This is a genomic window from Trinickia mobilis (assembly GCF_017315705.1).
GTDB classification, from domain to species: Bacteria; Pseudomonadota; Gammaproteobacteria; order Burkholderiales; family Burkholderiaceae; genus Trinickia_A; species Trinickia_A mobilis.
Genome location: NZ_JAFLRF010000037.1, coordinates 18003 through 37602 on the forward strand (window position 1 = coordinate 18003; position 19600 = coordinate 37602).

Sequence of the window (19600 nt, forward strand, 5' to 3'; positions counted from 1 at the left end):
AGCTTGAACGCCGATACTGCTTCACCAAATTCGAAAGGGTATCGAACTGTCACGTGGTCTCTCGCCCGTCGAAGCTTCCCCGTGTTCGAATTGTTGTCCCACGCGGTTGCCGGATGAATCTTCCAGCTCGCCATTGATCATGAGCGTATAGGCACCGTCGCGCCACGGCTTGCTGGGCACAAAAGACCAGCGCGTTTCGCCCCGCGACAGAGTTGCTGAACCGGGCACACGTTCGCCGCCCGGGTCGGCAACAGCGATGAAATCGCGGTCCATGGCATCGACGGGATTGTCAAGCTCCACAGAAAGTGGCTTACGCGTACCCGCGTGCGGCGGCACGATTTTCCAGCGGTCGGGGTCAGGCGACTCTGTGTTGCCATTTGTCACTCTCCACGACGCGATCTCCCGCTCATTCAACATAAGCCGGACATGCTCGCCGGCAACCAGTGCCCGTCCCAACGTGTCGTGAGCGACAAGTCCCGTCTTCACCCGGCCCGGTTGAAAAAGTACGGTCAATACGTGTCCGTCCGGCGACCATAGTTCCTGCGTGTCAAACGGCTCGTAGACTTCAGAGCCGTCATCGCGCAGGAGCCGCAATTGCGGGATCACAGGACGCTCCGGCCGCTTCGCAAACACGATCGAAAGGCGCAGCAGGTTCTCAGGTACGGCCGCGCCGGACGGCCGTACGGCCAGGACAGCCTGCGCTGCGGCGATGCAATCTGCCGCCGCACAGGCCAATGCCAAAGCTATGACGAATTGCGCAGCTTTCATCGCGGCACGTACGTAGTGTATGGGCTGGTATAGCCCTCTTCCTGCCTCAGCGTTGCCTCGATCGGCGCAATCACGTTGGTCTCGAATCCAGGGGGATACGTGTAGCCCGGAAATGCATACTCTTGAACATAATCCGACACCCGAATGAAATATGACTTGTCGTAGGTCACCAACTGGGTCTTGCCCGATTCAATATCGTTGCGCAATGCAACGATAAATTTATCGTCCAGGTTGTCGACCCGCACGACCCCCGACAGCGGCAAAGCCTCAGGCTGAATGCCTTGTATTTGCCCGAACGGAACCCACTGATTGAGTCCTGGCCCCGCCGCTGCCGAAGCGACAGCGCTCACGGGCATCAGGTCGGCGCTGCGCTCGAAATTGGTGAGCAGAATATTCGACGTTGTCGTTCCCTGCGAGGTGCTGCTGTAACTGATCATGTCCGAAGGCGTATTGCCGTACCCGAGTTCTGCGATCGTCTGGCCGCGCAAGTGGGCGCCGTCTTTCAACGCATCCAGCGGAATCGTCACGAGCGGTGTACACAGGTAGGCGGCGACGAGGTAAGGCATGCCATTGAGTTCGGCAAACGTCATCGCCCGGATTGGCGCGCGTGTTTCAATCTGGTTATGCGTGGTATGAAAGATCTCGAGTGTCGTGAGGTTCGACGTTCCGTCGAAGGGATAGCGCACTCGCCACAACGAAGAGGCGAAGCTCAGATTCGACAGCCCGGCGACGAACAGCTCGCTGCCATTCCATTTCATGTCCGTGACCGTGAGGCTGCGCTCGGGAAATTTTCCCCAAAAGGAGATATTCGCCGTAGTCGCGTTCTTAAGAACGATTTCCGTGGCGCTTGCCGCCTTCAGATCGACGGGTTGGACCATGCCCTGTGGCGTGACCTCGGCAAGCGCGGGCAAGGCATTGGGCCCGTATTCATAGGCGACGTAGACCATTCCCGTTCCCGGACGCGCCTTCATGTCCTTGACGTGCACCGCCGCGCCCCCAGACACCCGGGAGAGGAGCGTCGCGAGGTCGTATATGTTGTAGGGGCTGGCTGCTGAAGCGGGGGCGGCAGGCAACCGAATGGCATCGATCGTGGACGCCTTCCAGTCGGCCACGAACAACACGTCGCTCGGTCCAAATGCAATTCGGGAAATGGACTGAATGTCGGCGGAATAGGCCTGGGTCACGATCGCCGCGCTCGCGAGCGCGGCACACAAATTAACGATACGCATCTTCTGTCTCTCTCCACAACGCTGGTATATGGGGTTCCTTGCGCGCATGAAGAGGCTACCGCAACCGAGGACAAGTCGACGATCTCATTCCAAGACTTCTGTGTTGTGCCAAGGAGATCACACACTGCGGCGTCATCGTCGCTAGTCTGATCCGCAGCTCCTCTTTTTCGTAATCAAGCGAGCAATATTATCGAACCGCCTGATTGCCCGAACACTCGGTGCGGTTAATCCCAATGGTGTTCGCACCTTCAACCTGTTTTACTTTGATGTGTACGGCGCAACCCAAAATGTGATGCTCCGATGGATTTTCATAAACTACCGAACCTCGACCTGCGGCTCCTTGCCATATTCGACGAGATAGTCAAGCATCGTAATCTGACGCTCGCAGCGGACAGCCTCGGCATTACCCAGTCCGCCATCAGCAAATCGTTGCAGCGCTTGCGTCACGAATTGGGCGACGCACTGTTCGTGCGTACCCAGAACGGCATGGAGCCGACGCCGCGCGCCATCGAGTTGGTAGCGCCGATCGCCGAGATGCTGCGCACGTATCGCGATCGGATCGCAATCGCCCCTCACTTCGACCCTGCCAACTCGGATCGCATGTTTACGATCCACGCCTCGGATCTTGGCATTTCCGCCTTGGTTCCGGTGCTTGCACGTCATCTGAAGACCACGGCGCCGCATGCGCGTATGAACGTGGTTTTGGGAGGCCAGAGGGAAGTTGTCGATGGGCTTGCAAATGGAGAGATCGATCTCTCGATCGGCGCTTTCCCGAACCTCCATGAGAGCGGCATCTACCAGCAGCGACTGTTCACCGAAAAATACATCTGCCTCGTGCGCTCGGATCACCCACTTTGCGGAGTCGGTACCATCGACATCGAACGCTTCCTTCAACAAACGCATATCGTCATTTCCGCCGGGAAATCAGGGCATGCTCACGCACGCGCGGAGGCCATGCTGCTCCACGAGATTCCTCCACTCAAGGTCGCGATAAAGGTTCCTAGTTTCGTGCTCGGCGCGATGCTTCTGCGCAATACCGATCACGTTCTCACCATCCCTTCGATAGCGGCCAATACACTCGCCACCGAATTTGATCTCGTCAGCCTGCCCTTCGCGCTGGATCTCCCAGGATTTGTCGTCGCGCAATACTGGCACGAACGCTTTCGCCATGACCCGGCGTCCCAATGGCTGCGTGCGCAAGTTCATCTTCTCTTTGGGCAGAGCTGAGCGATGAAAGGGCGATTGCCGCGAGGCAATCGAATCCCGACATCGTGCGGATGGCGCGTCGGCTTAGGGATCGACGCTCATGGCCGCGAGGGTGCCGATACCGCTCCCGATCAGCGCGCCGTCGTACACATTCGTCATGCGCGTGATGAGGCCTGAACTATCCAGAACGATGGCCGACACGCCCAACTTTACCGCGGTCGCAATCCCGCCAGCCCATTCAATCCCACCACCCAAGTCGCTCCCGACCACATGTTGCAATAACACACCGGAACCGAGCGGGAGAGCGGATAGTGATCTTGCGAAGTACCTCTGAATCGCTGCACGACCACTGACTTGAGTCCGTAGCGTCAAATCTTCGTAGACACCGTCGTATGAAAACATTGCGGCGGCGGACGTTGCATCCTGATTTCCGAGGGTCTTCATCAACGCGCCAGCGACGGACCGCAAGGTAGTTGAGGCGTGCTCACCGACGACAGTTGCGTGAGTCGCCGTGTCGCCACTCTTAGCCAGACCGAAAAGATTCGGCCAGCTCCGCGAATCCCAATGATCGACCCAGCGGACAATCAGGTCATTTTCGATATCGATCGACGCGAGACTGCGGATCTCCCCCCAAACAACTCCGGCGTGTCAGTGAACGCGACAAGCGCCCCACTCATGTTGCCGATGATGCGCGTGGGGTACGACGCGGATCCAGGTGGCCATTTGGGCATGAATTGACTAAACGTGCTCTTCAGAACGTCAAAGTTCATGTCGAGCCCCAGAGTGGCATCGAAGTAGGTCACCAACTGCTGTGAAAAGAACGACATCGTCCCATTCAAATCCCGGTTCGTCTTGGCCGTGAAGAACGCTGTGAGGAACTTCACCAACTCCGGCGTCGCCGTGTGGTTGTCGGAAATTGAAGGAAAAGGGGTAGGCGCGGCAGCAGCGGCAGAACTGCCGTATGCCGCAAGCACCGAACTTGCAGCGGTAGCTACGCCGGTGAGCAGCAATTGTCGGCGCGTCAGTTCCATGATTTCGTCTCCCTGAATATTCTGAGAATGAATCGGAGTTGGCAACGTCTGGATGCTAGACCGGTCCACACATGCCAGGAAGACACAACCTTGCGAGTCAAACTTGCAAAATTGACTACATCACCGTGATCAGCTCTGCGTCGCCTTTAAGCTTAGGGCCACATGATCCATGAAGGCACGGACGCGCCCCATGTGACGCAGGGCTCGGCAGTCGGTCGCAGGGTGACGTCAGTCTCCCGCTTTTCCAGATCGAGGCGGACGTTCGTGACGCGCATCACGACTGCTATACCCGGATATCGCGTCCGAAAGCTCACCAGGATCTCCGGCATCAATTCATATCCAAATTGAATCGGTGGTCGTGAACCGGATCGTGCCGGCGAGGTCGGCCGACTGCCCCTCGACCTCCCGCTGCGCTCCGGTCAATGTACGCTCGAACGCATCACCAACCTCGACGAATCGTAAGCCGGCCTCTGTCGTTACATAGCCGGTCTGCAATCGGTCGAATAGCGGTGTGCCTACCCCCTCTTCAAGCGCCTGTATTCGTCGCAGCACGGTCGCATACGACACACCGAGCACGCGCGCGGCGCTCGCGGCGGAGCCGCCACGCGCTACGGCAAGCAGAAATCTCAAATCGTTCCAGTCGACATGATTCATTTTTGACAAACATGTCCGTAGTTGCGTCTATGGATAGGCAATCCCGCGTCTGAACCTGCTAAACAACTCGAAGAATTGAACGATCCGGCTTCTTTGTGTCGGAGTTTGAATGAGTGGCTCCCAGGCCACCCGTCACGTTCGAGTCACGTCATTGCGTCCATTTCCGCTCAAAACCCATCGTCTCGAAATGCTCCACCAGAAAGTCGATGAAGGTTCGCACCTTTGCGGTAACGAACTTCCGATTCGCATAAGCCAGATTGATGGTCAACCGAGGCAACTCCCATGCGTCCAGCACGGGTATAAGACGACCGCTGACGATATCGTCGTAGATGATGTACTTTGGTTGAACCAGAATGCCGAGGCCTTGGAGTGCAGCCGCCCGAATCACCTGGCTTTCATTGCACTTCATCGCGCCGTTCACCGACAGCACCGTGGTCACGTCGTCACGCGTAAGATGCAGTTCGTCAGGGCGGTTCGCATAGCTGTAAAGCAAGAGCTGGTGGCGCTGCAAATCATCGGGCACTCGGGGGATGCCGTGCTGCGAAAGATAACTGGGCGCGGCAGCCAACACGCGACGCGTCGTCGCCAGACGCCTGATCGTGATGTTGGAGTCGACCTCGAATTCCTGCGTACGCACGGCGAGATCAATAGCGCTGTCGAGCAGACTGGCGTATCGGTTGCTCGCCTCGACCTCGACACGCACATCCGGAAAGCGCCGCATATATTCAGGTAACAGCGGGCCAATATGGTTCATGGCGAAGGACGCGGACGAGGTGATGCGCAAGACGCCAGTCGGGCTCGATGCACTCGCGCTCACCAACGATTCCGCCTCCTGAAGTTCGATCAGCAAATGCTTACAACGTTTGAGGTGTTCCTGCCCGACCGGTGTCAGTTGAATGCGTCGCGTGCTGCGGTCAAGCAGTCTTGCGCCGAGGCGCGTTTCGAGATCGATCAGGTAACGGCTAGCCGAGGACAAGGACAAGTCCATCTTTTCGGCGGCCTTGGTCACGCTGCCCAACTCCGCGGTGCGCACGAAAAGTTCGATTTCAGTCAGGCGGTCCATGGCCTCGGAAGCTCTAGCGCAATTCCTTCGACGAATTCTCGGCTGGATATGCAAACGGGTGGGAATGGCGGAACACTAGGCACACGCGAGGCCGCGCACAAGCCCTGATCGGGAATAGGCGCTATTCCGGATAGGCATTCGGCGCTCGTGCCCGATTTGGCTCCTCCCCTCTAGCCCCGGCGCCCTGCGCAACGGCCGCTACTTCCCAGAAGCCGACGCGCCCTCCGCAGCTTTCGATTTCGCCGTCTTGCGCTCGGAATTTTGGATGTTCTGCGGGTAGTTATCCTGATCACTTGTCGGGTTGAATCCGTTCTTCTCGAGTTCTTTCAGTTCCGCGTTTCTCTTGGCGCGCGCGGCTTTGCGCTGTGCTTTGCGCTGTGCCTTGAGCGTCTCCTTTGGCGTGGAGGAAGACGCCGGGGTGGACACCATCGCGTCGGATGTCTGCGCCAATGCCGGCTGCGCGCCGATCGACGCCATCCCAATCGATACGACTACCGCGACCACACCGATACGAATTCGAAGCATTGTTGGATCTCCACTTGGATTGAACATTTAACCCCGTGCAGCTACAGCGAAATCATGCGATGGATGTTTTCAGTCTATTTGCAAAGACACCGAATCACCTCTCTCATCCATGGTTCCTCGGAGATTCAGGGCGCGCTCGGTCCAGATGATCGCCGGCTGTCAAAGCTTGTTCAATTGTTCAGGCGGGACGTAATGTGCGCCAGCGAGGGCGACCGCGCTCTTCAGTTTCACTGGCGCGGTTTCCCGCAGGAAGAGGACGACCGCAAGACCCAAGACTAACGCTCCGGTGCCTAGGTGCAAGATGTACTGAATGCCAAAGTGCTGCGCCACATAACCGGCCACCTCCGGTGCGACGCCCCCGCCAAAGATCTCCCCGACTCCGATGACCAATCCGGATGCGGTGGTCATCAATTTGGCCGGAACGGCCTCGACACTGATGGGGCCCACGGTTAGCGTGATCATCGTGAAGATGAAGAAGATCGTTGCCATCAGGAACACGAAAAGGAGCGCGGGATGCGGGCCGGTTTGCGACAGCGTCAGGGAAGCGGCGAGCGCGCCGGCAACCGAGATGACCATGACGGGCTTGCGTCCAATGCGATCGGACAGCGCAGGCATGATCCACGTCCCGAGTGCGCCTCCCGCACCGATTGCCGACAGCACAAAGCCCATTTGCTCGAGACTCAGATGCAAGTAGTCGACCAGATAATTGGGAAATAGCGCGCTCAGGACGATCAAGCAGGTGAGCCAGCACAACATTCCTATCACACTCAACCACACATTCCTGTAGCGGAGCACGTCGTGCCACTTGTGATCCGCCTGATCATGCGTCTGTGTGTGATCCGCTGCGACCGATGCGCTGGTATTGCACAGCACTTTGTACGTCAAATAGGAGAGGATGAGTCCGGGAATGGCCACGATTCCAAAGATCCAGTGCCACGGCACCACCTTGAGCAACTGGGTCGCGAGAATCGGTGTTACCCCCAATCCGAACAAGGGCATGGCGCTCTGCTGGATTCCGATGTTGAGGCCGTGCCTCGTCGGCTTGGACCCATCGAGGGTGGCCGTAATGCTTGCCGGTGTAAAGGCGCCCTCGGCGAAGCCCATGAGCGCCCGAATCATGATCAACGCGCCGACACTGCCGGCCACCCCGGAAGCACCGACAAGCAGCGAAAAGACGATCATCGCGGGGATGATGACTTTTCGATGCCCGAATCGATCGGAGAGACGACCCGTAAACAGCGCCGAGACGCCCCACGCTACGGCCAGCGCACTCGTAATGTGGCCAAGGTCCTGATAATCAAGACGGAGGTCCTTCATCATTACCGGGAAAAGAGGCATGATCATGAATCGGTCAATGCCAACCAGGCCGAACCCCAGCGACATCAATGCAACGATCTTCCACTCGTACGCGGAGTTTGAATCACGGTCTAAATTGCTATTCATGAGGGTTTCGTCTCCATCCGCCAATAAACTGCTGCCACGCCCGGTCATGTCACGCTTAGCCGTGCACGATTCGCTTTCTACAACATCCCGTATATTTAGGATATCGAATTATTACATTTTCATCGACACCTACCTCCTTTAATATGTCAACTCAATCCTATCTGCATGACGTGCTTCTCAAATGCCTCACGCTTACAAAGCAATCCGTACCATCGTTCCACGTTGTGATGGAGCGGGCGCTCCACAGGGAGCGCGAACCAGCGGTGAGCCAATGGGCCAACCGCAATATCCGCAATCGAGAAAGAAGCGCCAGCAAGGTATTCCGACTGCGCCAAAAAATGGTCCAGCAAAGCAAACAATCTTGCATTTTGATCACTAGCCTCAGCGATTACCTTCTGACGGCGCTGCTCAGGCGGCGTTCGGACAATGCTCTGGAAGAGAACCCTGTTCGCCGGCCCCAAGGTCGACAATTGCCAGTCCATCCAGCGCTCGACGTAAGAGCGCGAAACAGGGTCATCCCCATACAAAGAATCCGCACGAAGATGGTTGGCTAGATACCGCAGAATCGTGTTGGATTCCCACACCACGATATCGCCGTGAATCAGCGTAGGAACGACGCCATTCGGATTCTTCGCGAGATAGTCTGCATCATTGTTACCACCGAACTCGCCCCCGAAATCGACGCGCGTGCATGGCTGCTCGAGTTCGCCGAGTAGCCACATGACCTTCTGCACGTTCGAGGAGTTGCTCCTGCCGAGAACCGTCAAGGGTTGGCCGCTCGTCATGCCAAGACCTCCATTCCTCGCTTGACGGCCGGCCTTGAACCGATCGCGTCGTACCATCGTTTGACGTTCGGAACGTCGCTCCATTGGAGTCGATGCAGTTCGAAACGCGCTACCCAAGGATAGATTGCAATATCGGCAATGGAATATTGACTTCCGGCGACAAATTCCGACCCGCCAAGGCGTCCATCCAACACCCTGTACAGCCGATGCGTCTCCGACGTGTAACGCTCCACGCCGTATGTGTGGCCTGGTGCGTATCGCCGGAAATGATGCGTCTGCCCGAACATCGGGCCGATGCCGCCCATCTGAAACATCAGCCACTGTAGCGTCTGATAACGCTCGAGCCCGGAAGACGGCAGTAATTTTCCTGTCTTGTCTGCCAGGTAAATCAAAATCGCCCCGGATTCGAACAGGGTGATTTTCTGGCCTTGCGGGCCTTCCGAGTCGACCATCACCGGGATCTTGTTATTCGGATTCAAGGCGAGGAAACCAATCTCGAACTGCTCGCCCTTCGTGATATCTATCGGGTGCACTCTGAAGGGCATCCCCAGTTCTTCCAGGGCAATCGAAATCTTCCTTCCGTTCGGTGTTCCCCATGTATACAGATCAATCATCTTCTTTCGCTCCTGCGATGCAGTTCTCGTGCGGCGGTTTCGACGGCGTCGGTACTTGGCCGAGACGACAGTTGCGTTGAATATCTGCCGTTTCGCAGCGTCACAAACTCCTCCGCCACGCTCGGGTGCACACCCAGTGTGGCGTCAAAGTCCGCCTTAGTGGCGCCCGCTTTGAGTGCGACAGCAAGGCCTTGAATGATTTCAGCCGCGTCGGGTGCCACAATGTGAGCACCCAGGATTCGTTCCGTCGACGCCTCCGCAACGAGTTTCACCAGGACGCGCTCATTTCGGCGAGAGAGTGCCGCTCGCATGGGCCGAAAAGCGCTGCTGTACACCCGAACCGCACCATGTCTTGCACAGGCTTCTTCCTCACTCAGCCCTACCGCCGCGACCTGTGGTTGACTGAATACGGCAAACGGAACACCTTCATGGTCTGATTGCCGTGGCTTGTCCCCGAAGACCGTGTCCGCGAAAGCATGGCCTTCGTGGATCGCCACAGGTGTCAGATTCAGACGGTTTGTAACGTCCCCCACCGCGTAGACGTGGTCGGATGACGTGCGCGAGTAGCTGTCCACGGGAATTGCGCCGTTCGCATCGACCTGAATATCGACGCTCTCGAGCCCGATACCGCGCGTGTTCGGTCTGCGTCCCGTCGCGGCCATCACGACATCCACTTCCAGAACGTCACCAGAGCTGAGGTAAACCAGATACGCGTTAAGCCTTCGCTCAATTGCTGTGACCGTACTGGAAAGCCGCATCTGAATTCCGTTTGCAGCCAGTTCGCTCCCAATGTGCTCCCGAACCTGTTCGTCAAATCCGCGCAGCAGTTTTGCGCCACGATGGACCAACCACACTCGTGACCCGAGCCCGCTAAAAATGCCCGCAAATTCGCAAGCGATATATCCACCGCCCAGGATCGCGACGCTTTGTGGAGCACGTTCCATGTTGAACACGTCGTTGGAGGTCACCATCAGTTCGGCGCCGCGAATCGCCGGTACCTCCGGCGTTGCTCCAGTGGCAATCAGGATGCGATCTGCGGTAAAGCTCACATTGTTTACGCGAACCTCGTGTGCCCCAACAAGGGTAGCTCTTCCCTTCAATACCTCGACACCGGCCTTGCCGAGTAAGTCCTCATACACCCGTTCCAGACGGCCGACCTCCTCATTCTTTGCTTCGATCAGCCTTTCCCAGTCGTGCGACGCTTCTGTCACACGCCAGCCGAATCCCTTACTGTCCTCGAGCGCGGGGCCGAATTGGGATGCGTACACCAAGAGCTTTTTGGGTACACACCCGCGAATCACACACGTGCCGCCGAGTCTGTATTCCTCTGCGACGGCGACCTTCGCGCCGTAACCCGCAGCGATGCGGCCCGCCCGGACGCCGCCGGATCCACCGCCTATAACGAACAGGTCAAAGTCGTATCCACTCATGGAAAGATCCCGGCATCCTGAAGGCAAACCGCAATGAATGCACGAGTCGCGTCAGGCGAGCGTGCACGCTTGCTCGAACGACAGGCGCGGACTACGGGCGAACACCTTAGACAGGTCGCCGTAGCCGAGGCCACAGATGAAGTTCGACTTTACCGAAGTGCCGGTGAAGAAAGCGGCGTCGACGAGCGCGTTATTGAAGCCGGACATCGGGCCACAATCGAGGCCGATCGCGCGCGCCGCCAGAATCAGATAGCCGCCCTGCAAGGTACCGTTGCGAAATGCGGTCGTTTCGGCAAACGCCGCTTTCTCTTCGCCCTCAAACCAACTCTTGACGCCGGGGTTGTGCGGGAACTGTTCCGGCAGGTGCTCATAGAAGCGCGAGTCGTAGCCGACAATGGCTACCACGGGTGCGTTCATCGCCTTGTCGACGTTGCCGGGGGCGAGCGCCTCCTTCAGCTTCAGCTTGGCCTCCTGGCTGCGCACGAAGACGATGCGCGCCGGCTGGCAATTCAATGACGTCGGCCCCCATTTCATCTGCTCGTAGATTTCGAGCAGCTGGGTATCGGAAACGGGTTTGTTCAGCCAACCGTTCTGGCTGCGAGCGTTACCAAAAATGGTCGAGAGAAATTCGTTGTTTGACATCGCCTGTATTCCTTGAAACAAAGGGATCCAACGCGGCACGCATTCACAATTTAGGATGCCGACCTGTTGCCCATCAAATTTGAAAATGCTAACCGTGCCGGCATGGACCACCGGTTTTTAGTGGTCCGGCACGTGCTCCCATCATAGCCGCGACTTTCTCCCCGGAATCCGTCAACTTCGGGAAGGTGTTTCCCGACCAGCGCAAGGCGCCCAACGCTCGCCGGTCCCGACAACAGGGTGATGGCATTCATCCGCTTCACAGACGTGGATTGCTGCGAGTATCGGGGTTACCCCTGTACTCGCCATCTGCCGTTCTTCGCACCGAGTCTTACGATCGTCGAGATGCAGCCGAGCTGATTTAGCACGCAATATCTCGACGTCACTGACTTCATCCTGGATGCGACGATTTCTGCTCGCTAGCGTCATTGACCGGATCTTGACCCGGATGCGTCACATTCCACGCTGTCTCGGCCGATGCGTGAAAATCGGATGGACAATGATTCCCGCGTGAAATGAAGCAGAAATTCGGCGTGCACATCGTCGTCGTGGTTGCCTACCGATACGAGAGTGCAATGGCGTCGCGCCATCCTCACCAGCCATGTGCTTCAGATTGCCCGCCTCGTCCACCACGACGAGCGCCATTGGACGCAGACCTTGTCGCCGCGCAATGACGAGTGCCTCGGAAACGATCCGGCCGGCCAGATCCAGGGTGAGTATTTCCATTGGTGGTGTCCTCAATCGGAAACTACGTGCCGTGCGACGCGCTTGTAGTGCGACGCCAGAACGAAGTGAGCCGCGGCGCCAGCGGCGATGAAATGCGCGCCCGTCAACTCGATAATCGTGGCGCTACGACAGGTCGAGTCTTGCTATTCGCTAAGTGAGTGACCATGCCGGTTTTGAGAATGAATGTCCCGCCGAGCGAGACCCACTTGCAATCGGAGACCAGACGGGCGACGTACCAAACAAGTGCGCTGCCGACGCGGGAAGCGGGGAGGAAAGCGGTCCCCTGGGCTCGCGTTGTGTCATTGCGTCCATTTGCGCTCAAAGCCCATCGTCTGGAAATGCTCCACCAGAAAATCGATGAAGGTTCTCACCTTTGCGGCAACGAACTTCCGATTCGCGTAAGCCAGATTAATGGTCAACCGCGGTAGGTCCCATGCGTCCAGCACGGGCACAAGGCGTCCGCTGACGATATCCTCATAGATGATGTACTTTGGTTGCGCCAGAATGCCGAGGCCTTGCAGCGCAGCCGCCCGAATCACCTGGCCTTCGTTGCTCTTCATCGCTCCGCTTACCGACAGCACGGTGGTCACGCCCTCACGCGTAAGATGCAGTTCGTCCGGGCGGTTCGCATAGCTGTAAAGCAAGAGCTGGTGGCGCTGCAAATCATCGGGCACTCGAGGGATGCCGTGCTGCGAAAGATAGCTGGGTGCGGCTGCCAACACGCGACGCGTCGTCGCCAGACGTCTGATTGTTATGTTGGAGTCTGGCTCGTATTCTCGCGTACGCACGGCGAGATCGACATCGCCGTCGAGCAGACTCGCGTATCGGTTGCTCGCCTCGACCTCGACACGCACATCCGGAAAGCGCCGCATATATTCAGGTAACAGCGGGCCAATATGGTTCATGGCGAAGGACGCGGACGAGGTGATGCGCAAGACGCCAGTCGGGCTCGATGCACTCGCGCTCACCAACGATTCCGCCTCCTGAAGTTCGATCAGTAAATGCTTACAGCGCTTGAAGTGCTCCTGTCCGATTTGCGTCAATTGAATTCGTCGCGTGCTGCGGTCGAGCAGTCTTGCGCCGAGACGTGTTTCGAGATCGATCAGGTAGCGGCTCGCCGAGGATAGGGACAAGTCCAGCTTTTCAGCGGCCTTGGTCACGCTCCCCAGCTCCGCTGTGCGCACGAAGAGTTCGATTTCAGTCAGGCGGTCCATGGCTTCAAAAGCTTTGGGGCAATTCCTGTGACGAATGCGCGACTCGAGATGCCCCAATTTCTTGGGCCATCTGAGCCATGCCTGGACCGACGAGGGCTGGCGGATATGGCTCCATAACCGGAGGGCTAGGGAAAGCGAAAAACAGCGGGAAGGTCAAATCTGGCTGGGGCCCCAAAAAGTGCAATTTACTGCGAGCCCTGCATGAGCCGGATCGGTCGTTTCTGGCCAAGGCCAGTAAAAATCATCCCGGCGATCCAAAGCACCGGCCCCAATATCCCTGGCCAAAAGGGTGCGTAGCCTGGGATTAGCACAAACAGAATAAATGGGACATCGCCTATGCCGATTATCAGTGCGTTCACCCAAAATCCCGCGCGGCTGTTGCGCCAATTCAATTTGATTGCCAACACGATACCCGTGGTTGCAAAGGCGAAGATGTAGAAAGCCTCCTGGAAAAGTCTCCCCTGCACCAGGCTTGGTGACCCGGCGAGTCCAGTTTGATAAACCTGGTATGCGGCAAAGAAGTGCGCCAATCCCCAGATGACGAAGAACACAGCGCCGATCCTCGCAAGAACGGTCTTCTCCATTTCTGCCCTCCTGTAAGTAGGCTTGATGTCCGGCGACGCGTACGACTCTCATATTCGGTACGGATTCTCGCGCGCATTCTGTTCAATTAGAAACTCGGCCCGCCACGGCGAACTTGACAGCCAGGACGGCGGCCGGCGTGTCGAGACGCGTACCTGGACGGATTGCGAACCTGTGCCCGGCACTTAATCTGCATATTGCTGTCCGATACCTTCTACCTGAATATGAGGTGTGATCTTCATGTTGAAGGCATAAGCCTTCCGGAAGTCGACGCCGTGATCGTCGCTTTTGGCGAAGAAAGCGATTCAAATTTTCTTGAGGGCTTCTACCGAGATCTTCAATTCAATGACGTCCGAGATTGCCAGCGGGTAACCGGCCATTCCGAAACTAGAACGATTGACCCGCGCAAATCCAACGAAGCCAATCGCGTGGGAGTTAAGCCATGGATTAAAGGCACGGTTCGTGAGCGTCGTATGGAAGCTGACCGGGGCGGTGTTGCCGCGCACGTTGAGATCGCCGAGGATGAGGTATTGGTTGGCACCAACCCGTTGCACGGACGTCGATTCGAAGGTTAATTTCGCATGCGTTTTGACATCAAACCATTCGGGGCCGCGAAGACTTTCGTCGCGAAGTTCAAATCCGGTATCCACCGAGGCCGCGTCGATAACGATGGCGACACGGGACGCCTCAATGTTTTCGTCGTCGAGATGCAGCGTTGTCTCGAAGCTGCGGAAAAAACCGGGGGTTTTCGTCAAGCCGAGATGATCGACTTCGAAACAGAGGTGCGCATGCGCCGGGTCGATTTGCCAACCGCTCGGCGTTGAGCCAGTTAAGGCTTCCGGGTGCGTCGAAATGGTAGTCTGCGTATTCGTAGATGGATTCATCATATTGTAGACTTGACACCGATCGTGATCGCTTGCCGAAGTGCAGGATTGCGACGGATACGGGTCACGTTGCGCGGCGGATACTGAGTCATCCCGTGGTAATGGGCTACAAGTTCCCTATGGTGCCAGCCGTTGGTTCGTCTAAGAATAGACATCTCTGCGCACAGACTTATCAAAAATGAACAATGTCGACTGGAACGATCTGCGATTCCTGCTCGCCGTGGCGCGTAGCGGCTCGGCCGCCGGCGCCGCGCGCGTGCTAGGTGTGTCGCATGCCACCGTGCTGCGACGAATACAAGCACTGGAAGATGGGGTAGGCACACCGTTATTCGACCGTCTGCACACGGGATATGTACCGACAGCAGCAGGACAGCGTTTTATCGAGGTTGGCGACGCTTTCGAACGCACATTGACCGGCACTCAACGCGAAGTCGAGGGGCAGACCGCCGATCTCATCGGGACGATCCGCTTTTCCACCACCGATGCATTCGCAAATCTCGTGATGCCCGAGATCCTGGCGAGCTTTCGGAAACGATATCCCGGGATCAAGGTAGACATGCGCATCACAAACGTCCGCCTCAACCTTGAGACGCGGGAGGCTGACATAAACCTACGTCCGACCGCCGCCCCTCCTCCTTCGTGGGTTGGCAGGCGTATGGTGCGGTGCGACTTTGGCCTCTACGCGAAGTCTGATTGGCTCGCCGCCCACCGCAGGGGTGGGCTTGAGTCGCTCGACTGGCTCTTGCCGGATCTGTCGCCTTCGTTTAGACGGCTGACCGACTGGCTACAGTCACGCATCGGGCACGCCACGATCGCTGCGCAGCTCGATTCCTTTCTTGTGATGCGCCACTTAGCCGAGCTGGGCCTGGGCGCAGCGCTGCTCCCTTGTTTCGTAGCGCGTCGGTCGGGGTTGGTGTTGTTGGAAGAGGTGCCCCGAGTGTTCTCGATTGACGTCTGGCTGCTGACACACCCCAATCTGCGCCAGATGGGCCGCGTCCATGCATTCATGGAGCACGTCGCTCTGAGCATGGAGTCGATGCGGGCCGAATTCGAGTCACAGGAGACGCATAACAGCTAAATGCAAATGCGCCGATATCGGCCCGTCGTCGCGACTGTCGAGCCCTAGGTGCCTTGCGCTAACCGGAAGACACCTTCCCGGATTTGACGGAGTCCGCGTGGCACACCGCGTCTATGATGCATCCACGTGCCGAGCTCGTTTTCGCATGAAAGTCACAGATGGCGGGTTTCGAGCCATTGATGCTTGGATACCCCTCTTACCCTAACACTTCGTTATCCTATGTAACTAGTTATGGAAAGAACCCAGGATCTTTACTACAGCGGAGTCGCTATCGGCCTACACTGGCTGATCGCACTTTTAATCGGTGGCGGTTTCTATCTCGGCTGGATCATGACCGACATCCCGGGTTTCACCCCCAGGAAGCTCGAGTACTTCTCCTGGCATAAATGGATCGGGGTAACCGTATTCGTACTCGTCATGGTACGTGTCACCTGGCGTGTGACGCATCGCGCGCCCGCGCTGTCACATGGCATCGCAGGCTGGCAACGGGGCGCTGCGCACCTCGCCCACTTCCTGCTGTATACGTTGATGGTTCTGATCCCCATCTCCGGCTATTTCTACAGCTCCGCTGCAGGTGTTCAGGTTGTGTACCTCGGGCTGGTTCCGCTACCGCCGCTTATCGACCCGAATGACGCGATCAAGGGCACCCTGCGTTTGATTCACATGGCGTTGACTTACACGCTTCTCGCGCTGGTCACCTTGCACGTCCTTGCAGTGCTCAAGCATCAGTTTTTCGACCGAGACGACACGCTCGCGCGGATGATGCCCTTTCTGCGCAGGAACCGAAAAACACAAGAGCCGGCTTACGGCTCTCGCAAATCTTAAGGTTGCTTTAGATCTCGTTTCAACGCCTCAATGGATCAGATATGAAATTGAATTTCTTCAATTGGATGCTCGCAGGTGTCGTCTCCGCGACCCTGGGTCCGATGGCCTCTTCCTTTGCTCAGAGTGATGCGGGCAGGAGCACCGTGATAGCCACCTCCCGGCAAATGAACGTCCCCATCGACGGTAAGTTCACCCGGTTCTCGGCGCAAGTCACCTTCGATCCCGGCAAGCCGACAAACGGTAGCGCGAGTCTTTCTGTGGAAACCAGCAGTTTCGATCTCGGGGACACAAGCTACAACGAACAAGCGCGCGGCAAGGCATGGTTCGACAGTTCGACCTACCCCAATGCGACCTTCGTCTCAAGCGCAATCATACCGACCGGAAACAACCAACTGAAGGTGACCGGCAAGCTCACCATAAAAGACAAGTCGCAGAGCGTAACAGTGCCTGTCACCGTGACGCAGCAAGGCGCGACGCAAATTTTCGACGGCGCTTTCCCGATCAAGCGCACCCAGTTTGATATCGGAACGGGCGAATGGAAAGACACGTCAATCGTCGCCGACGAGGTCGTCATCAAGTTTCATGTCATCGTCGCCAAGAAATAGGCGACATAACGTAGGAGGAGATAGAAGTTGAGCAAAACCTTTGCATATGCGGCCTGTGCGATCGCTATGGGCCTATCGTTCAGCGCGATGGCCGCCGAAACTACGTATCAACTCGATCCGAGCCATACGTACCCGAGCTTTGAAACCGACCACTTCGGCGGTGCGTCCATTTGGCGAGGTAAATTCAAGAAGAGCAGCGGCACTGTCAAACTCGACCCCGTGGCCAAGTCGGGAACGGCTGAGGTCGTTATCGACCTAGCATCGGTAGATATCGGCAACGACAAGCTTGACGGTGTGTTGCGAGAAGGCGGCTTCTTCGACGTCAGCAAATACCCCACTGCGGTGTACGAGGGCACCGCCGTCAAATTTGACGGCGACAAGCCGGTGGAGGTAATCGGGACACTGACCATGCATGGCGTGACGAAGCCGCTGAACCTGCAGATCGAGTCGTTCAAGTGCTACCAGAACCCCCTGATTAAAAAGGAAGTGTGCGGCACGGAATCGACGGCCACCTTCAATCGCGACGAATTCGGCATCGACTTCGGCAAGGCTTATGGCTTCAACATGAAAACCACGCTTCACATTCAGGCCGAAGGTATCAGACAGTAAGGCGCGCACCGAACGGCGGGTCCAGTTGCCGAACTGCCCTACGGCGGCCTACCCTCGGGCCTCGGCCTCTCCCGCCCTCGAGCGCAAGTAGGTCCCGCCCAGCGGGAAACTCATTTTCAGCATCGGCATGGTCACCCAACTGGCGAATACCTACACTTGTCCCGTCGACTCGCTTTGGCGGCGAAGCGCCGGAGCGCCTCACTTAACCAAGGGTATAAACGCGATGATCAAACACATCGTCATGTGGAATGTAAAAGGCGACACTTCTGACGAAAAGTCAGACAACGTTCGTAAGCTGAAAGCTGCTTTCGAGGGGCTGCAGGATTCGATTCCTGGCATGACGGCGCTGGAGATCGGGAACAATATCAGCACGACCGATTACGCATGCGATGTCGTGCTTTATTCCGAGTTCGAATCACGAGAGGCGCTTGAGCACTACGCGACCCATCCCGCACATTTGCGGGTCAAGCAGGATCTGGAAGGCCTGCGAATCGCGCGTCATCAAGTCGATTACGCCAAGGATTGAGACTCCGTTCGGGCGCATTTTGTACAGAGCTCGAATCCAACCGAAAGCGTTCCCTTTTGAATTCTTTTCCAGTGCCGGATGCCATTTTGAACCCTTTCATCTTTGAACCGAAGATTCCGCGCGTCGTGTTCGGCGCGGGTTCGTTGCGGTCTCTGACGCGAGAAATCGATGCGATGCAGGCACGCCGCGCGCTGGTCCTCTCCACGCCGGCGCAGGCGGACCAAGCCGAGCGGGTCGCGCAGATTCTTGGCGATCGCACAGTGGGAATCTTTCCCAAGGCAGTGATGCACGTTCCGCTCGAACTCGCGCGGGAAGCGCGAAGCGAGGCGGACCGCCTCGGTGCGGACTGCATGGTGGCCATTGGCGGCGGCTCGACGATCGGCCTCGGCAAGGCGATCGCGCTCGAAGGCGGTCTGCCGATCCTCGCGATTCCCACCACCTACGCCGGCAGCGAGATGACCTCCATCTATGGACTGACCGAAGCCGGTATCAAAAAGACCGGGCGTGATACGCGCGTGCTACCACACACGGTGATCTACGATCCCGAACTGACGTTGTCGCTGCCGCTGAACATGACCGTTTCGAGCGGACTCAATGCAATCGCGCACGCGGCCGAAGGTCTGTATGCGCACGACGGCAATCCGATCATGGCGTTGATGGCAGAGGAAGGAATTCGGGCGATTGCGGCGGCCCTCGATCCATTGCGCGAAGACCCATCCGACATCACGGCCCGCAGCGATGCCCTTTACGGATCCTGGCTGTGCGGCACGGTCCTTGGCGCGGTGTCGATAGGGCTTCACCATAAGTTGTGCCATACCCTCGGTGGCGCCTTTAACTTGCCGCACTCGGAATTGCATGCGGTGATTCTCCCGCACGCGCTCGCCTATAACAGCCCGGGTGCGCCGCAAGCACTCGCTCGCATTGCGCGTGCGCTGGGCGTGCAAGACGCACCCGCCCGACTGTATGAGCTGCTTCAACGATACGAACTGCCGGTCTCGTTGGCTGAACTCGGCATGCCAAGGGAGGGCATCGACCTGGCAGCCAACCTGGCAGTAAAAAGCCCTTATCCGAATCCTCAACCGCTGGAAGAACAACGGATACGGAAACTGCTCGAGCGCGCTTACGAAGGCGCAGCACCAAACTAACCTTCACTCATCGCGCGCT

Annotated in this window: 23 protein-coding genes; 7 read left to right on the top strand and 16 right to left on the bottom strand. The window is 57.5% G+C overall.

The window, feature by feature from the left end; all coding sequences use genetic code 11:
* Positions 1-21: 21 nt before the first annotated feature.
* Both J3489_RS30145 and J3489_RS30150 read right to left on the bottom strand, forming a co-directional pair.
* The gene (locus J3489_RS30145) at positions 22-768 is read right to left on the bottom strand and encodes a hypothetical protein (protein WP_207004483.1); all 747 of its coding nucleotides are present in this window, start codon (positions 766-768) and stop codon (positions 22-24) included.
* Positions 765-1952, bottom strand: coding sequence for a hypothetical protein (locus J3489_RS30150; protein ID WP_207004484.1), 1188 nt, complete (start codon positions 1950-1952; stop codon positions 765-767). Before J3489_RS30150 ends, J3489_RS30145 begins: the two co-directional genes overlap by 4 nt.
* Positions 1953-2297: 345 nt before the next feature.
* On the opposite strand from J3489_RS30150, the gene J3489_RS30155 reads away from it, so the two are divergent.
* Positions 2298-3224 (top strand): LysR family transcriptional regulator, encoded by a 927-nt coding sequence (locus tag J3489_RS30155; protein WP_207004485.1) that lies wholly within the window; start codon positions 2298-2300, stop codon positions 3222-3224.
* A gap of 63 nt (positions 3225-3287) precedes the next feature.
* Here J3489_RS30155 and J3489_RS30160 read toward each other — a convergent pair whose 3' ends face one another.
* From J3489_RS30160 to J3489_RS30225, 14 genes are all read right to left on the bottom strand, one after another.
* The gene (locus J3489_RS30160; RefSeq protein WP_207004486.1) at positions 3288-3647 is read right to left on the bottom strand and encodes a hypothetical protein; all 360 of its coding nucleotides are present in this window, start codon (positions 3645-3647) and stop codon (positions 3288-3290) included.
* A gap of 140 nt (positions 3648-3787) precedes the next feature.
* Entirely contained in the window at positions 3788-4234 is a 447-nt protein-coding gene (locus J3489_RS30165) for a hypothetical protein (RefSeq protein ID WP_207004487.1), read from the bottom strand.
* Positions 4235-4567: 333 nt separating this feature from the next.
* Positions 4568-4888: a LysR family transcriptional regulator gene (locus tag J3489_RS37980; protein WP_242540418.1), complete on the bottom strand. Its 321-nt coding sequence runs from the start codon at positions 4886-4888 to the stop codon at positions 4568-4570.
* 148 nt (positions 4889-5036) lie between these two features.
* Entirely contained in the window at positions 5037-5951 is a 915-nt protein-coding gene (locus J3489_RS30175; RefSeq protein ID WP_207004488.1) for a LysR family transcriptional regulator, read from the bottom strand.
* A gap of 198 nt (positions 5952-6149) precedes the next feature.
* Complete coding sequence (locus J3489_RS30180; protein ID WP_207004489.1) at positions 6150-6476, bottom strand: DUF4148 domain-containing protein; 327 nt, start codon at positions 6474-6476, stop codon at positions 6150-6152.
* Between the two features lie 159 nt (positions 6477-6635).
* Positions 6636-7919 carry an MFS transporter gene (locus J3489_RS30185; protein ID WP_207004490.1) on the bottom strand — a complete coding sequence of 428 codons (1284 nt, stop codon included), beginning with the start codon at positions 7917-7919 and terminating at the stop codon, positions 6636-6638.
* Positions 7920-8065: 146 nt separating this feature from the next.
* Positions 8066-8704: a glutathione S-transferase family protein gene (locus J3489_RS30190; protein WP_207004491.1), complete on the bottom strand. Its 639-nt coding sequence runs from the start codon at positions 8702-8704 to the stop codon at positions 8066-8068.
* Positions 8701-9318 (bottom strand): glutathione S-transferase family protein, encoded by a 618-nt coding sequence (locus J3489_RS30195; protein ID WP_207004492.1) that lies wholly within the window; start codon positions 9316-9318, stop codon positions 8701-8703. The genes J3489_RS30190 and J3489_RS30195 overlap by 4 nt, the downstream gene beginning before the upstream one ends.
* Complete coding sequence (gene gor, locus J3489_RS30200; RefSeq protein ID WP_207004493.1) at positions 9315-10748, bottom strand: glutathione-disulfide reductase; 1434 nt, start codon at positions 10746-10748, stop codon at positions 9315-9317. The genes J3489_RS30195 and gor overlap by 4 nt, the downstream gene beginning before the upstream one ends.
* Before the next feature lie 51 nt (positions 10749-10799).
* Positions 10800-11390, bottom strand: a complete 591-nt coding sequence (locus J3489_RS30205) for a malonic semialdehyde reductase (protein ID WP_207004521.1) — start codon at positions 11388-11390, stop codon at positions 10800-10802.
* Between the two features lie 450 nt (positions 11391-11840).
* Positions 11841-12113 carry a heme-degrading domain-containing protein gene (locus tag J3489_RS30210; RefSeq protein WP_207004494.1) on the bottom strand — a complete coding sequence of 91 codons (273 nt, stop codon included), beginning with the start codon at positions 12111-12113 and terminating at the stop codon, positions 11841-11843.
* Between the two features lie 299 nt (positions 12114-12412).
* Entirely contained in the window at positions 12413-13327 is a 915-nt protein-coding gene (locus J3489_RS30215; RefSeq protein WP_207004495.1) for a LysR family transcriptional regulator, read from the bottom strand.
* Positions 13328-13512: 185 nt separating this feature from the next.
* Complete coding sequence (locus J3489_RS30220) at positions 13513-13911, bottom strand: hypothetical protein (protein WP_207004496.1); 399 nt, start codon at positions 13909-13911, stop codon at positions 13513-13515.
* Positions 13912-14214: 303 nt separating this feature from the next.
* Positions 14215-14796, bottom strand: coding sequence for a YceI family protein (locus J3489_RS30225; RefSeq protein ID WP_207004497.1), 582 nt, complete (start codon positions 14794-14796; stop codon positions 14215-14217).
* A 175-nt stretch (positions 14797-14971) separates the two neighbouring features.
* Between J3489_RS30225 and J3489_RS30230 the strand changes: the two genes are divergently transcribed.
* From J3489_RS30230 to J3489_RS30255, 6 genes are all read left to right on the top strand, one after another.
* On the top strand, positions 14972-15871 hold the full coding sequence (locus J3489_RS30230) for a LysR family transcriptional regulator (RefSeq protein WP_207004498.1): 900 nt from the start codon (positions 14972-14974) through the stop codon (positions 15869-15871).
* Between the two features lie 231 nt (positions 15872-16102).
* The gene (locus J3489_RS30235) at positions 16103-16696 is read left to right on the top strand and encodes a cytochrome b (RefSeq protein WP_207004499.1); all 594 of its coding nucleotides are present in this window, start codon (positions 16103-16105) and stop codon (positions 16694-16696) included.
* 41 nt (positions 16697-16737) lie between these two features.
* A complete protein-coding gene (locus J3489_RS30240) occupies positions 16738-17301 on the top strand; it encodes a YceI family protein (protein ID WP_207004500.1) in 564 nt (187 codons plus the stop codon).
* Positions 17302-17367: 66 nt separating this feature from the next.
* A complete protein-coding gene (locus J3489_RS30245; protein ID WP_207004522.1) occupies positions 17368-17910 on the top strand; it encodes a YceI family protein in 543 nt (180 codons plus the stop codon).
* Positions 17911-18133: 223 nt separating this feature from the next.
* Positions 18134-18436 (top strand): Dabb family protein, encoded by a 303-nt coding sequence (locus J3489_RS30250; protein WP_207004501.1) that lies wholly within the window; start codon positions 18134-18136, stop codon positions 18434-18436.
* Between the two features lie 86 nt (positions 18437-18522).
* On the top strand, positions 18523-19581 hold the full coding sequence (locus J3489_RS30255) for a maleylacetate reductase (protein WP_207004502.1): 1059 nt from the start codon (positions 18523-18525) through the stop codon (positions 19579-19581).
* The last annotated feature ends 19 nt before the right edge of the window (positions 19582-19600 follow it).